The sequence below is a fragment of the Nonomuraea maheshkhaliensis genome (genome assembly GCF_039529435.1).
In the GTDB taxonomy this organism is placed as follows: Bacteria; Actinomycetota; Actinomycetes; order Streptosporangiales; family Streptosporangiaceae; genus Nonomuraea; species Nonomuraea maheshkhaliensis.
In genome coordinates this window covers 1-14577 of sequence record NZ_BAAAMU010000193.1, presented here as the reverse complement: position 1 = coordinate 14577, position 14577 = coordinate 1, and the positions used below count along the sequence as shown (strand labels likewise).

Sequence of the window (14577 nt, the reverse complement as noted above, 5' to 3'; positions counted from 1 at the left end):
GACCCCGGCCGACGACCCGGCCGCCCGCCATCGCCCGGCGCGCCACCGAGGGGGCGCGCAGCCCGACGCAGCAGGCCGCCAAGCTGGCGGCCTACCTGCGCAAGCTCGCCGTGAACGACGTCAACGCGCCGCCGGGGCACTCGTATCGCAGCGTCGAGTTCTTCCTGACGGAGTCGAAGAGGGGGACGACCGAGCAGTTCGCGGCGTCGTTCGCGTTGCTGGCGCGCTCGATCGGGTTGCCCAGCCGGATCGTCGTCGGGTTCCGCCCCGGACATGGCGAGGGGCGGGGCGGTGGCGTGCGGCAGGTGCGGGGTGGTGACGTGCTGGCCTGGGCGGAGGTGGAGTTCAAGGGGATCGGGTGGGTGCCGTTCTATCCGACACCCTCGCGTACGCGCGCCGGGGAGGGAGGCGACGTGGCCGAGGGCGCTCCCAAGCAGGCCAAGGAGATCGAGCAGGCCATCAACAGCGACTCCTCCCAGCCAAAATCGGACAAAACGCCCACTGGTCGGGTGGGTCAGCAGCAGCGACCCGCCCCGGACGGGACGCCCTGGACCCTCGTATGGGCGGTTCCTGCCGTCTTGCTGGCGTTCTACCTGCTCGCAGCCGGCGTCGTGCCGTTCGTTCGCAGGACGCGCCGCCGACGGCGGGGTGCCTCGGCCGCCGTCCGGGTGATGGGGGCGTGGCGGGAGACGGTGAGCCGGATGCGCGCGGCCGGGATCCCCGTCGCCTCGGGGACGCTGACCGCCGGGGAGGTGGCGTACCTGGCGGAGGAGGTGCTCGGGCCGGGCGCGCGAGAGCCGCTGACCGCCCTCGCCGACCTGGCGAACCTGGCCGCCTTCGGCGGGACACCCGTGGACGGGGCAGCCGCCGAGCTGGCCTGGCGGCACCACGCCACGGTGGACGCGCTGGTCAGGAGGCGGGCAAGGGTGGGGCGGAGGTTCGTCAGGCGGTTGTCGCCGGTGTCGCTGTTCGGCTGACGACCTTATTCGGCTGCTGTCGGGGGTGGGGTGGCCAAGGGGAGCACGAGCGGGGGCTGGACCTGGTCGTCGTCCCGGGTGCCCGTTTCGGCCGCGCCCCGGATGCACAGCGGGGACGACCAGGCCACCGACGACGGCCGGCCCAGGGTGACCACGCTGCCGACCTTGAAGCAGTAGCCGAGGGACGGGTCCAGGCCGCCGACGGTGTAGGTGCTGCCGCCGGCGGTCGCCGACATCAGGCGGTCGCCGGGGGACTGCTGGATGATCACGGGGTAGCCGTTCTTGCGCACGGCCTTCCAGGCGAGCGTCACCGTGGTGCCGCTGTCGGTGACCAGTTTGAGGCTCTTGGGACGGTACGTGGCGACCGTGGCCGGGTCGGCGCTCCGTCGCCCGGCTGGCGGGGACGGCGTTCCAGAGTCGCCCGGTTCCTGGTCCCGGAGCTTGTGCGGCGGCTGCCGGTCGGCCCGGGGCGGCGCGACGCCGGTGGAGGAGTCCGGGGGTGCGACCGTGGAGGCGTCCGGGGGTGTGAGGCTGATGGAGCCGTCCGGTGGGGTGGCGGCGCCGGTGGGTTCCGTGGTCGCGGCCTGCTGTTGCGCGGTCGTGGTTCCGGTGCCGCCGCTCATCGCCAGGGCGACGCTGCCCGCGCCCACCAGCACCGCCAGCGCCGCCGCCCCCACCACGAGCAGCGGCACCTTACGGCCTCTGCCGCTCGGCCCAGGGGTCTCGGACGCGTGCGGCGGCGCGGTGACCTCAGGAGGCGGCGGCAGGAACGGCTGCGGACCGGCCGGCGGCCTGACCTGCGAGCGATCCGGATCCACCGTCCACACCAGCTCCCGCGGCCCCGACCGCTCCTGACCGCCGAGGGATGAGCCGGTGGTGCCGGCCGCCGCACCCTCGGCCCCCGGCATCGCGAGCCGCGCCGCAGGTGCCTGCCCGGGGGGCGCCTTGGGGACGCGGATGGTGGGATCGTGATCCGCCTCGTCGTCCCGCCCGCCCAAGCCGACCTGCGGCCCGGTCCTGCCCGTGGCGTCGGAAATGGGGGATTGCCCGGTTCCGCCCGTGGGGTGGGTGAGGGCGGCGGCTGGGGGGCGGCTCGCCGGGTCCTTGGACATCGCCGCGAGCAGGACGCGGGCCAGGTCGGACGGTACCGAGGCGGGCAGCGGGGGCGGCTCCTCGGTCAGGACGCCGAGTGCGAACCTGGCCGTGCTCCCCGGCCCGTCCAGCGCGAACGCGGGCCGGCCCGCCAGCAGCTCGTACGTCATCGACGCCAGCGCGTACACATCGGAGGCGGGTACCGGCGGACGCCCTTCGAGTTCCTCCGGCGCGGCGTGCACCGAGGGCAGCGTCCCGTCCGGCAGCTCCACGATCGACATCAGCGCCGACATGGCGTACCCCGTCAGCACCACCCCGCCGCCGGTCATGACGACGTTCTCCGGCTTGACCCGCCCGTGCACCCCGCCCGCCGCGTGCGTGGCCGCGATCGCGCGCGCCACCGACCGCAGCAGTCCCGTGGCCTGCTCCAGCGGCAGAGGCAGGCCGCGGCCCGGCCGTTCGGCGAGCGTGAGCCCTTCGTGCGGCGGCGTCACCAGGTACGGCCGCCCGTCCCCTGCAGCCCCCACCTGCAGCACCGGGACCACCGAGCCGAGCGCCGCCAGCTCTGAGGGAAAGCCGAAGCCGCGCACGATCCGTTTCAGCGCCCGCTTGTCCACCCGGTGACACGCGAGCGTTTTGACCAGTACCTCCGCGCCCGTCGCCTCGGCCCGCGCCAGGTACGTGGTCCAGGGCCCGTCCTGCCCGGCCCGCTCCTGCAGCCGGTAGCCACGCACCCGCTCGGCGATCACGCTCATGCGACCACCCTCAGGATCCTCACGTCGTCAGGTCTGCGCGATCCGTCGCTCATGCCGCCGCGCTCATGCGACCACCGGCGGACCGCCCAGGTCTTCGGACTCGAACGCCTCGTCCTCCACCAGCGCCATCCTGGTCCGCTCCCGTTCGCGCTCCTGCCCGGCCCCGGTCCCGGCCGCGCCGAACGGCGGCATCATGCCCAGGGGCATCCCGTTCGGCCCGAGCCCCGCCCCGGCCGCCCCGATTCTGGGCACGTTGCCGCCGAACGAGGTCACGGGGCTGGTGCCCGTGGTGAGGCCGGGCCCGTTGCCGGTGGGCGTGAGGGTGGTGGCACCGGGGCCGGTCGGTGGCAGGGCCGACGGTGGCAGGCTGGACAGGTTCGTCGTGGACGGCGGCTGCGTCAGGCCGGTGGGCTGGTCGAGCGAGGGCGGGTTCATGCCGGGAATGTCTGGGTTCCGCAGCGAGGGGTCCTGGACGCCGGAGAGCGACGGGTCCTGGAGCGACGGGTCGCGCAGGGACGGGTCGCGCAGGGACGGGTCCTGGAGCGAAGGGTCGCGCAGGGACGGGTCCGTGAGGGACGGGTCCGGCGGCTGCTGGAGGCCGGGGACGTCCGGGTCGTAAGGAGAGCCGAAGCCGGGAGTCTTCCCGTGAGGGGAGGTCAGGCCGGCGCCCGCGTACGGATCACCCGTCAAACCCCCGGGCAGCCCCAGACCCCGCCCGGGCGACGGCCCGGTCAGATCCGTCCCCGGCGCCGATGTGCGCTGCTCGACCGTAGGGGCGATGGCCCCGTACACGTCCCCCATGTACCCGTTGAGCAGCCGCAGGTGATGCCGCGCGAGGACGTGGCCGTTGTCCTCGACGCTGCCGATGGCGTCGAAGAGGTCGTCGTCGAGCCCGACGGACCCGGTCCCTGGAACGTTGTCCTTGAACCAGCGCAGCACCTTGTCGCCGTACCATTCGAGCGGCGTGCCGACCGAGGTGGCCGCGGCGTTGATCCTGGCCAGGTCCCGCTGCAACTCCCCGAGCGTCTTGAAGATGCCCTCCAGCGACTCCCCGCCGAGCGTCTCCGAGATGGCGCGTGCCTGCGCGCTCAGCTCCGCCACCGACTCCTCGCACATGCGGGCGATCTCCAGGTAGTTACGCCCGGCCTGCGCGACAAGCTCGGGCTCGGTCGCCTGGAGGAGGGAGGCGACGCCGTCGGCGTCCTCGGAGTCCGCGCCGTTGAGCGACCGGGTGCCGTCGGGGTGCGGCGCACGGGACTCGTCCCTGAGTGATTCCTCCCAGAAGTCGCTCATGTACGCGCCCGCCGGTCGCTCGCGAGGGACCGGTCCGCGCCCTTGGCCGTCCGCACGGTCGCGTCGAGTGCCTGGATGACGGACGCGTACACGGCCCACAGCCGCTCGATCGCGCCGCCCAGCGCGGCGTGCGCCTTGTCCGTGGTCGCGCGCAGGTCGTCGGCGGCCTGCCAGGCCCCCATCGCGCGCTGGTCGAGCGCCGCCCGGTCGAGCAGGATCTTCAGGCCCGTGTCCCGGCCGGCGCCCTTGAGCCGGTCGAGGTCCTGGCGCAGCCGCTCCACCGGCGAGGACGGACGCGGCGTGCCGGTGGCCGGGTCCTCGTAGGCGTCGAGGTCGACGAACAGCGCCTTCTTCGGCGCGCCGGGGTCGATCGGGTGCGCGGCGAGCAGTTGCCCGCCGTCCGGGTCGGGCGGCGTGAGCGGGCTCCGGCCGGGGTAGGCGCCCTTCCCGTGGTCGACGAGGTGGTCGGCGTAGGCGTCCTCGACGGTGTGCGCCTCGAAGTCGTACTCCGCGCCCGAGCTCCCGTCCTCGTAGCTCCGGGTGATCTTCTCCCGGTCCAGGTACGACCTGCCGACGGTCGGCCGCTGGCTGTCCCCGCCGTCCTCAGGTGTCGTCATGCTCTCTCCCGCGTCCACACGTCGCCGGACATGCCGACACCTGCCTACCGGGCGTCCCACCCGGTGACGCGTCATTTCAAAGTATTTGGAAGAGAGCCGCGAAAGATCGGAAGTGTCGGCAGACTCCCCTACCGTGGCCCTCCTCTGGAACGGCGTCGCGGCCCTGCTGCTCGCCCTGACCCCCACGCCCGCCCCGGGCCGGCCGGTCAGCTGTGCCCCCGAGCCGGGCGTCGCGGAGGTCACCGGCACGCCGTGGCCGCAGGAGCGGCTGCGCTTCGAGCGGGTGTGGCGGCTCACCAAGGGCGAGGGCGTCACGGTCGCCGTCGTGGACAGCGGCGTGGACGCCACGCATCCCCAGCTCGCCGGCGCCGTCACCCGCCAGGTGGACCTGACCGCCACGGACCTGCGCGACTGCGTCGGCCACGGCACGGCGGTGGCCGGGATCATCGCGGGCCGCGACCTCACCTCGCGCGGCGTGCCGGTGACGGGCGTGGCGCCGGAGGCCGCGATCGTGTCGATCAAGCAGACGGAAGGCCGCTCGGGAGACGTGTCGCGGCTGGCGCAGGGCATCAGGCGGGCGGCCGACCTGGGCGCGGACGTCATCAACGTGTCCGTGCAGGCCCACGACGCCCCCGAGCTGAAGGCGGCGGTGACGTACGCGCAGGACAAGGACGCGGTGATCGTGGCGGCGGCCGGCAACGTCAAGCAGGACGACGGCGCGGTCACGCCCGCCTACCCGGCCGAGTACCCCGGCGTGATCGCGGTGGGCGCGGCCTCGCCCGACGGCACGAAGCCGGGCTTCTCCAACGGCGCCACCCGCGTCTCGGTGACCGCGCCTGGCGCCGGGGTCACGAGCGCGTGGACGGGCGGCGGCTATCGTACGGGGCTGGACGGCACCAGCTTCGCCGCCCCCTTCGTGTCGGGCGTCGCCGCGCTGGTCAGGGCCCGCCACCCCGACCTCGACCACTGGCAGGTCAAGCGCCGGTTGGAGCGGACGGCCGAGGGCGGGGGAGCCGCGGGCACCGGGGCCGGGCTGGTCAGCCCGCTGCAGGCGGTCACCTCCGTGCTGCCCGCGGCGGAGGAGAGCGCGGCCGCCGCGCCGCCCGGCGTCCTGGCCAGGGAGCCGGTCCCGGACGAGCGGACGCGCGGCCTGGCGATCGGCATCACCGCCGGCGCCGGCGGGATGACGGCACTGGTGGTCTTCGTGGCGCTTACGCTGCCCAGAGCCAGACGGCGAAACATTTCCAGGAAAGTTGAAATCGCTGCCCCTGGCGTCGAGCGCCGCCTACGTTGATCCAGAATTCCGGAACCCGGTCGAAAGCGGGTTCACGAGATCCGAGAGGTGAACCGTGGCCGACAGGACCACTTATGCCGAGGGCAGCCAGCACAGCGCCGCGGAACGCGTACAGATCGCCGTCGGGAACGTGGAACAGATCCGCAACCGGCTCGCCCTGATCCCCGAGACGCTCGGCGGCGCCTGGATGGGCGAGGCCGCCACCGTCTACACGCAGGTGCTCAACGAGTGGACCCCGCAGTTCACCAAGGTCATCGAGGCGCTGGCCAGGATCGGCGAGAACCTCAAGGCGACCGACGTCCAGTACACCGAGGCGAGCACCAGCGCGAGCGAGGTCGCCGCGAAACTGAGGTCCTCACTCAACGGCGGCGCGATCTAGGGCGAAGGAGAGCTCACCATGACCGGTCCCGACATCATCCTCGCCAATTTCGACGAGATGGAGGAGATCGCGGCCGAGCTCGGCCGCGCCTACGCCAATCTCGTCGGCGAACTCGCCGACCTGGAGGACGACCTCAAGGTCCTGGAGACCTGGGACGGCCCCGCCAAGGCCGTCTACCTCGACGCCAAGATCCAGTGGAACCAGGCGGTGGAGGCCATGGGCGACACCATGCAGCGCCTCGGGCCCTCCCTGCACGACGCGACCGCGATCATGCGCGACGCGGAGAACGCCAACGTCCGCCGCTGGGGCACCTGAACGGCGCGACCCACTCAGGAGGCCAGGTAGGCGGTCTGGATCAGCTTCTCGCCGGAACGCCGGTCCACGTAGAGCCCTCGGCCCGCGGGCAGCTGCCTGGGCCGTACGTTGCCGAAGAGCTGCCCCTCCTCCCGAGGCCCCGACAGCAGCACGGCGGGCGAGTTCATCTCCTTCAGCCGCCGCACCACCGGGTCCAGCATGCTCCGTCCCGCCCCGCCCATGGCCCGGGCCAGCACGAGGTGCAGCCCGATGTCCCTGGCCTGCGGCAGCAGGTCGCCGAGCAGGGCCAGGGGGTTGGCGGAGGTGGCCACCAGGTCGTAGTCGTCCACGATGACGTACAGGTCCTGCCCGGTCCACCAACTGCGGGTGCGCAGCTGCTCGGAGGTGAGGTCGGGCGGCGGCAGCCGTTCGGCCAGCACCTCCTGCACCCCCTTGAGCAGCGTCGTCGCGGCGGCGCTGGACGCGGCGTAGCCGACGCGGTGCTCGGTGTCGGTGGCGTCCAGCAGTGAGCGCCGGTAGTCGATGACGACGAAGCGCGCCCCGAGCGGCGTGCGCGCGGTCGCGATGCCGCGCGCGATCACCTTCAGCAGGTTGCTCTTGCCGCTCTCGGTGTCGCCGAACACCACGAAGTGCGGGTCGGCGTCGAAGTCGAGCAGCACGGGCGCGAGCTCGGCCTCGTCGATGCCGACCGGGATCCGCATGGGGCCCTCGGCCGGGGGAACGGGCAGCGTGTGCGCGGGCAGCAGGGCCGGCAGCAGCCGTACGGGCGGTGCCGGATGGCCGTGCCAGGCCGTAGCCGCGTCCCGTACCAGGGCGGAGACCCCGTCGGCCAGGTCGTCGACCGTGCAGCGGCCGTCGATGCGCGGCAGCGCGGCCAGGAAGTGCAGCGACTCGCGGGTCAGGCCGCGGCCGGGCGTGCGCTCGGGCACGTTCGCGGCGGCCTTGCGGTCGATCTCGGAGTCGAACGCGTCGCCGAGCCGCAGCTCCAGCCGGGTGGCGAGCAGTTCGCGCACGCCGGCGCGGAACTCCAGCCACCGGTTGGCGGTGCCGACGACGTGGACGCCGAAGCCCAGGCCCCGCGTGACCAGGTCGCCGACGACGGCTTCGAGCAGCTCGTACTCCTGGCGCAGCGTCGCCCAGCCGTCCACCACGAGGAACACGTCGCCCCAGCCGTCGCCCTCGTAGGCGCCGGAGGCGACCATCCTGCGGTAGGTGGCCATGGAGTCGATCCCGCGCTCCACGAACAGCCGCTCGCGCCGCTCCAGCAGCGTCTTCATCTCGGCCACGGTCCTGCGCACCGCGTCGGCGTCCAGCCGGGCCGCCACGCCGCCGACGTGCGGCAGCCCGGCCAGCGCCGACAGCGTGCCGCCGCCGAAGTCCAGGGCGTAGAACTGGACCTCCTTCGGGGTGTGGGTGAGCGCGAGCGAGGCGATCAGCGTGCGCAGCAGCGTGCTCTTGCCGGTCTGCGGCGCGCCCACGATCGCGACGTTGCCCGCCGCGCCGGACAGATCCAGCCAGTACGGATCCCGCCGCTGGTCGAACGGGCTGTCCACGATCCCGGCCACGGCGTGCAGCCGTCCTGGACGGTCGCCGGACGTGCCCGCCGCGGTGAGCCCGTGCTCGGGCGTGGCCTGGACGGGCGGCAGGAGTTGGTCGAGCGAGGCGGGCTCCTTCAGCGGCGGCAGCCAGATCCGGTGCGCGGGCGCGCCCTGGCCGGCCAGCCGCTCGACCACGATGTCCAGCAGGCTGTCCTGCCTGCCCTTGTGGTCGGGCACGACCGGGGGCGCGACGGCGACGGGCGGCAGCGGGACGCGTTCCGCGCCGTACCAGACGATCTTGCCGCGGTGTCCGGTGCGGGCCGGCACGGCCGGGCCGCGCGCCTCGGCCGGCTGGTACGGCCCCGACACGTACGCGGCCTTGAACCGCGTCATCCCGGTCGTCTCGAACATCAGGTACGCGTTGCCCGGCTCCGGCGGCAGCGAGTACGCGTCCGCCACCCCCAGCACCGCCCGGCTCTCGGCCGCCGAGAAGGTGCGCAGCCCGATCCGGTACGAAAGGTGCGTGTCCAGCCCCCGCAGCCGCCCCGTCTCCAGCCGCTGCGAGGCCAGCAGCAGGTGCACCCCGAGCGAGCGCCCGAGCCGCCCGATCATCACGAACAGCTCGCTGAACTCGGGCTTGGCCGCCAGCAGCTCGCTGAACTCGTCCAGCACGATGAACAGCGTCGGCAGCGGCCGCAGGTCGGCCCCCTGCTCGCGGGCCTGCTGGTAGTCGCGGACCGAGGCGTGGTTCCCGGCCGAGCGCAGCAGCTCCTGCCGGCGCACCATCTCGCCGTGCAGGGCGTCGTGCATGCGGTCGACCAGCGGCAGCTCGTCCTCCAGGTTGGTGATCACGGCGGAGACGTGCGGCAGCGAGTCCAGCCCGAGGAACGTGGCGCCGCCCTTGAAGTCGACGAGCACGAAGTTCAGCGTCTCGGAGGAGTGCGTGATCGCCAGCGCGAGCACCAGCGTGCGCAGCAGCTCCGACTTGCCCGAGCCGGTCGCCCCCACCACGAGCCCGTGCGGGCCCATGCCGCCCTGGGCCGCCTCCTTGATGTCCAGCTCCACCGGCCGGCCGTCCGCGCCGAGGCCGATCGGCACCCGCAGCCGGTTGCGCACCGGGCGGGGCTGCCAGGCCACCGCCGTGGACAGCCGGCGCGCGTCGCCGAGCCTGAGCAGGTCGGTGAGCGTGGTGTCGGTGGCCAGGACGTCCTGGCGCTCCTCCTGGCCGCCCGCGCCGGTCCGCATCGGTGCGAGCTGCCTGGCCAGCGCGGCGAACGCGGGCGCGGCCATCCGGTCGGGGCGGCCGAGCCCGGATCTGACCTCCTTGCCCAGCTCGTCCGCGCCGATCCTGACCAGCTCCTCCGGCCCGGCCTCCAGGCGCAGGGTGAGCTGCGCGGGCGCGGGCGGGACGGCGCCGCCGAGGTCGATCACGGTCACGCCCTCGATGGCGTCCAGCGCGAGCTGGCTGCCCGCCGGCACCGCGCCGCCGTCCGCGACCACGACGTGGTACGGCAGCGCGTCCGCCGAGAGCCCCTTGGTGAACCGGGGCCGGTCCTTCAGCTCGAACCCCAGCAGCCGGTCCAGCTCGCCCAGGTCGCCCACGACCAGCCGGACAGGACCGGCGCCGTCCTCCTCCGACGGGTGCAGCGCGTGCGGCAGCCACTTCACCGGCTCCCACTCCCGCGCTTCCCCTGGTCCCGCGCACACGGAGATCCGCAGGTCGTCCGGCGAGTGCAGCGCCGCCGCCTGGGCCAGCGCGGCCCGGACGAGGTCGCGGGCCACCACGGGGTCCCCGCTCAGCACGATCCGCGCGAACGAGTGCAGCGCCAGCGCCACCGGCAGCCCGGGGACGGTGGCGTGCGTGCGTACGAACCGGCGCAATGCGCCCGCCGTCATCGGGTCGAGGTCCTCGATCGGCCTGGTCTCCGGCGGGATCAGCGGCAGCGCCAGCCGCTGCGCCGAGGTGGCGATCCTGAGCTGGGCGAAGTCGTCGTCGCGGGGCCCGCGCTCCCACAGGCGGGTGGTCATCACCAGGGACCACAGCGCGGAGGGGTCGGGATGGTTCCAGGTCATCGCGCGGTGCTGCTGCTCGGCGGCCTTACGGACCCGCTGCCTGACCTGCTCCAGGTAGCGGTAGTAGTCGCGGCGCTGGCCGTTGAGCTGGTTCTTGCGCTCCCCGGCGGTGCGCAGCAGCTGGCCGACACCCATGCCGACCATCGAGATCGCGAACAGGCCGCTGGAGACCAGCATGATCGGGTTGCCGGTGGAGCCGCCGGTGAACATGAGCGCCATCGCCCCCGCGCCCGCGATCATCGGCAGGTACGTGAGCAGCTGCGTCAGCCCGCCGCCCGTCACGGTCTCCGGGATCTCGGGCGGGGGTTCGAGAAGGACCTCTCCCGCCGGCGGCTCCGGCGGCCTGCGCCGCTCCGGCCGGCGGACCACGATCAGGCTGCCGCTCACCAGCCTCATGAAAGCCCCTGACGTAGGGATATAGGCGACATTTCAAAATTCCTGAACGTTTTTGGCCCGTCACGGCGCGAGCCCGCTCCCTACACTCATCCGGGTGAGCGCCACCGGAACCGACCTGTGCCGGGTCACCGTCGTGACCCCGCGTGGCTTCCTGGACCTGGGCCTCCCGCCGGACATCCCGCTGGGCAACCTGCTGCCGACCCTCCTGCGCATCGCCGGTGAGGGGCTGGCCGAGGCGGGGCTGGCCCACGGCGGCTGGGTGCTCCAGCGGCTCGGCGAGCCCCCGTTCGACCCGAACGCGACCCTGTCCGAGCTGACCGTGCACGACGGCGAGCTGCTGCACCTGCGCCCGCGCGGCCACGAGCTGCCCGAGGCCGTCTTCGACGACGTCGCCGACGCGGTCGCGACCGGCGTGCTGGAGCGCACGGCACGCTGGCAGCCGGCCGCGACCAGGAGCTACGGCCTGCGCGCGGCCGTCGCCCTGCTCGGGCTCGGCGCGATGGCGCTGCTGACGGCCGGCCCGCCCTGGCTACCCGCCGCGCTGGTCGCCGGGGTCGTGGCGCTGGTCCTGCTGCTGGTGGCCGCGGCGCTGTCGCGGGCCATGGGCGACGCCGGAGCCGGAGCGGTGATCGGGTACGCGGCCCTGCCCTACGGCTTCGTGGCCGGCCTCGTCGGCCCGGCCTCGGAGCGGTCGCTCTTCCAGCCGGACAACCTGCTCTCCGCCTGCGGCGTGACGCTGATGCTGGCCACGGCGACCGGGTTCGCGGTGGCGCGGGGGCTGCCCGCGTTCCTCGGCGTGGCCGCCGCCGCGCTCTGCGGGCTGCTCGGCGCCGGCGTCGTCATGGCCTTCGACCTGCCCGCGGCCGGGGTGGCGGCGGTGCTGGCCGCGCTCGTCGTCGGGCTGAGCACGACCATCCCCTCGCTGTCGTTCCGGCTGGCCGGGATGCCGCTGCCCGCGCTGCCGGCGACGGCGGAGGAGCTGCGCCGCGAGAGCGGCGACCTGGACGGCGCGCTGGTGATCGACAAGACCGTGGTCGCCGACCGCTTCTGTTCGGGGCTGCTCGGCGCGGTGGCGCTGGTCGTGCTGGGCGCGCAGGTGCTGCTCGTGCTGGAGGGCACCTGGGCGGCGCCGGCGATGAGCGCGGCGCTGTCGCTGTCGCTGCTCATGCGGGCGCGCGTCTTCGAGGGGCGCGGCCAGCGGGCCTGGCTGACGGCCGCGACCCTGCTCGGCGTGCTCCTGCCGGCCGGGGCCGCCACGCTCGCCGCCGCCGACGGGACCGTGCTGTACGTGATCGTGCCGATCCTCGTGGCGCTGGCCCTGGCCGTGACCGGGACGGCGCTGTGGCTCACGACCGGGCGGCCGTCCCCGTTCTGGGGCCGCGTGGGCGACATCGCCGACATCCTGCTGATGATCGCCCTGGTGCCGCTCTCCCTGGCCGTGATGAACCTGTACGAGACCATCCGCGGCCTGGTCAGTTGACCCGGCCCGCGCAGGGAGGGGCGGAGTGCACAACCAGCGCGACCTTTACCAGGCCTACCGCCTCACCGTGCAGCGCATCGGGCTGGCCCTGCTGCGCGGCCGGCCCAACCAGCCGGAGTGGCCGCTGCGCCGGCAGAACATCGGGTTCCTGGCCGGAATCATGGTCGCGGTCCTGCTCTGCGTCGGCTTCGCCGTCTACGGCCTGCTGCGTCCCGGCGGCGGCAAGTCCCTTGAGGCTCCGGGCACGCTGATCATCGAGCGCGAGACGGGAGCGCGCTTCGTCTACAGCCAGGAGCAGCGCCGGCTCATCCCCGTCGCCAACTACGCCTCCGCCCGCCTCGTCCTCAACGCCCGGCAGGTCAGGGAGCGGGTCGTGGCCAGGCAGGCGCTGGCCTCGTACGAGCGCGGTGCGGCCATCGGCATCCCCGGCGCGCCCGACTCCCTGCCCGACCCGGCGCACCTGGCCAAGGGCCCCTGGTCGGCGTGCGTGCAGGAGCGGGCCGAGCCGACCGGGCGCAAGCCGTACGTGATGCTGGTCGCGGGACGCGAGCTCGGCGGCAAGCCGGTCGCCGAGGGGGAGGCGACGCTGGTCGGCGTGGGCGGCCAGACGTGGGCGATCTGGCGCGGCACCCGCATGCGCGTCCCGGCCGGCATCGCCGGCGGGCTCACCGCCGCCGGCCCGGCCGCCGTGCCGGTGGCCTGGCTGAACGCGCTGCCGGAAGGGCCCGACCTGGCCGCCCCCGCCATCCCCGGACGGGGCCGCCCGGTGACCGGACCGGGCGGCAGGGCCGCGACGGTCGGCCAGGTCTTCCTGGCCGGCGCCGTGGCGGGCGGCGAGGACCACTGGTACGTGCTGCTCTCCGACGGCCTGGCCGCCATCACCCAGGGGCAGGCCGCGCTGCTGCTGAGCGACCCCGACAGCAGGTCTGCCTACGGGGGCGGCGCGGTCAAGGAGATCCGGGTCGACGCCGCCACCGCCAACGCCGCCCCCCGCTCCCGCACCACCCTGCCCGCCGACGGGCTGCCCGCCGTGCTGCCGCGCATGACCGCCTACGACCCCGCGCGCCCGATCTGCGTGGTCTACGCCGAGACCGGCACGGGCTCCACCCGCGTCCGCCTCACCACCGGCGCCACCCTGCCCGCCGCGCACGGCGACGCCACCGACCTGGTCCGCCTCCCGCCCGGCCGCGCCGTCCTGGCCGGGGTGCTGCCCGGCGACGGCCAGATCAAGGCCGTCCAGTCCTACTACCTGATCACCCCCGAGGGCCGCCGCTACGCCGTGCCCGGCGCCGACGTGCTGACCCGGCTGGGCTACACCGCCGCGCAGGCCGCCCCGGTGCCGATGAACGTGCTCCAGCTCATCCCCGAGGGCCCGGTGCTGGACCCGGCACGGGCCGCCAGGCCCGCGATCGATCAGTAGCGGCCGGCCGCGTGCCGGATCGGCGGCCGGCAGGTTCGCGGCCGGTCAGTAGCCGCTGTAGCCCGCTCCGGTTCGCATGCCCACCAGACCGGGGACGTCGGAGACCGAGCCGTAACGGGCGATGGCGTATCGAACCCCGGCGATGATGTTGTCCACCGGATCGTAGACGTTGCCGTGGCCGGGCAGCTGATACGACACGAACGTGGGGTCGATGGTCTGCATCAGGCCCTTGGACGGCGTGCCCGCGGCCGCGTTGGAGTCCCAGTTGTTGATGGCGTGGGGGTTGCCGTTCGACTCGTGGCGGATGATCGTCCAGATGTCGTCCGGGTTCATCTTGCCGACCGGGACGCCGTTCGCCCGGAGGATCGCGACCGCCTGGCGGATCCACTCGGCCACCTGGGCGGGTGGGGCGGGGCCGCCGCCGGCGGGCGGCGGGCCGCTCGGGCCGTAGCCGCCGAAGCCTCCTTGAGCGCCCGAGGATGGCGTGGCGGCGGCCAGGGTGGCCGGGGCCTGGTGCTCGGGTGACCAGCCGAGCGGCCTGCCCGGAGCCGGCGTGAACGCCTGGGTGTCCGGCTCCGGCAGTTCTGCGGCGACGTCGGGAACCGTGGCGAGCGCGTTCTGGATCAGCCCGGCGGCGCTCGACAGGGCCGTTCCGGTGTCGGTGACGAGCCGGCGCAGGTCCGCCCTCGCCGCCTCCATGGCCGGTGCCAGGCGCTCGATGACCTGCGCCTCGGTGGGCGGCGGGGTGGCCGAGCGCAGCTCGTGCGCGGCGGCTGCGTACTGGGCGCAGAGGCCGAGCGCCTGCGACTCCGCGCCGCTCAGCGCCCGCGCGGCCGTGTCGAGGTGGCCCGCGCAGTCGTCCATGACCTGCGCCAGCCGGCCGCCACAGCCGGTCGCCCTGGTCATGTAGGCGGTGAACGCGTCGGCGCCCGCCCCCTGCCAGGCGCC

11 protein-coding genes are annotated in these 14577 nt (G+C 74.2%); 6 read left to right on the top strand and 5 right to left on the bottom strand.

Annotated elements, in window-relative coordinates; genetic code table 11:
* Positions 1-977, top strand: a 977-nt coding sequence (locus tag ABFX54_RS53355) for a transglutaminase-like domain-containing protein (protein WP_346115004.1), incomplete at its 5' end; no start/stop codon positions are given.
* Between the two features lie 5 nt (positions 978-982).
* Here the strand turns inward: ABFX54_RS53355 and ABFX54_RS53350 are convergent.
* The 3 genes from ABFX54_RS53350 to ABFX54_RS53340 all read right to left on the bottom strand — a co-directional run bounded on the left by ABFX54_RS53350 (position 983) and on the right by ABFX54_RS53340 (position 4734).
* Positions 983-2824: a protein kinase domain-containing protein gene (locus ABFX54_RS53350; protein WP_346115003.1), complete on the bottom strand. Its 1842-nt coding sequence runs from the start codon at positions 2822-2824 to the stop codon at positions 983-985.
* Between the two features lie 63 nt (positions 2825-2887).
* Positions 2888-4117: a hypothetical protein gene (locus ABFX54_RS53345; RefSeq protein WP_346115002.1), complete on the bottom strand. Its 1230-nt coding sequence runs from the start codon at positions 4115-4117 to the stop codon at positions 2888-2890.
* Positions 4114-4734: a hypothetical protein gene (locus ABFX54_RS53340; protein ID WP_346115001.1), complete on the bottom strand. Its 621-nt coding sequence runs from the start codon at positions 4732-4734 to the stop codon at positions 4114-4116. Before ABFX54_RS53340 ends, ABFX54_RS53345 begins: the two co-directional genes overlap by 4 nt.
* 133 nt (positions 4735-4867) lie before the next feature.
* On the opposite strand from ABFX54_RS53340, the gene mycP reads away from it, so the two are divergent.
* The 3 genes from mycP to ABFX54_RS53325 are packed head-to-tail and all read left to right on the top strand — an operon-like array spanning position 4868 to position 6722.
* Positions 4868-6028 (top strand): type VII secretion-associated serine protease mycosin, encoded by a 1161-nt coding sequence (gene mycP / locus ABFX54_RS53335; RefSeq protein ID WP_346115000.1) that lies wholly within the window; start codon positions 4868-4870, stop codon positions 6026-6028.
* 55 nt (positions 6029-6083) lie between these two features.
* A complete protein-coding gene (locus tag ABFX54_RS53330) occupies positions 6084-6407 on the top strand; it encodes a WXG100 family type VII secretion target (RefSeq protein WP_346114999.1) in 324 nt (107 codons plus the stop codon).
* 18 nt (positions 6408-6425) lie between these two features.
* Positions 6426-6722 (top strand): WXG100 family type VII secretion target, encoded by a 297-nt coding sequence (locus tag ABFX54_RS53325; RefSeq protein ID WP_346114998.1) that lies wholly within the window; start codon positions 6426-6428, stop codon positions 6720-6722.
* 14 nt (positions 6723-6736) lie between these two features.
* Here the strand turns inward: ABFX54_RS53325 and eccCa are convergent, their stop codons facing one another.
* Entirely contained in the window at positions 6737-10729 is a 3993-nt protein-coding gene (eccCa, locus tag ABFX54_RS53320) for a type VII secretion protein EccCa (RefSeq protein ID WP_346114997.1), read from the bottom strand.
* A gap of 94 nt (positions 10730-10823) precedes the next feature.
* On the opposite strand from eccCa, the gene eccD reads away from it, so the two are divergent.
* Positions 10824-12209 (top strand): type VII secretion integral membrane protein EccD, encoded by a 1386-nt coding sequence (gene eccD, locus ABFX54_RS53315; protein WP_346114996.1) that lies wholly within the window; start codon positions 10824-10826, stop codon positions 12207-12209.
* A gap of 25 nt (positions 12210-12234) precedes the next feature.
* Positions 12235-13629, top strand: coding sequence for a type VII secretion protein EccB (gene eccB / locus ABFX54_RS53310; RefSeq protein WP_346114995.1), 1395 nt, complete (start codon positions 12235-12237; stop codon positions 13627-13629).
* A gap of 45 nt (positions 13630-13674) precedes the next feature.
* Here the strand turns inward: eccB and ABFX54_RS53305 are convergent.
* The coding region (locus ABFX54_RS53305; protein WP_346114994.1) for a transglycosylase SLT domain-containing protein at positions 13675-14577 on the bottom strand (903 nt) is incomplete at its 5' end.

Coding starts and splice junctions, on each gene's coding strand:
- ABFX54_RS53350 (WP_346115003.1), bottom strand. CDS start 2,824: ATGAGCGTGATCGCCGAGCGGGTGCGTGGCTACCGGCTGCAGGAGCGG.
- ABFX54_RS53345 (WP_346115002.1), bottom strand. CDS start 4,117: ATGAGCGACTTCTGGGAGGAATCACTCAGGGACGAGTCCCGTGCGCCG.
- ABFX54_RS53340 (WP_346115001.1), bottom strand. CDS start 4,734: ATGACGACACCTGAGGACGGCGGGGACAGCCAGCGGCCGACCGTCGGC.
- ABFX54_RS53325 (WP_346114998.1), top strand. CDS start 6,426: ATGACCGGTCCCGACATCATCCTCGCCAATTTCGACGAGATGGAGGAG.
- eccCa (WP_346114997.1), bottom strand. CDS start 10,729: ATGAGGCTGGTGAGCGGCAGCCTGATCGTGGTCCGCCGGCCGGAGCGG.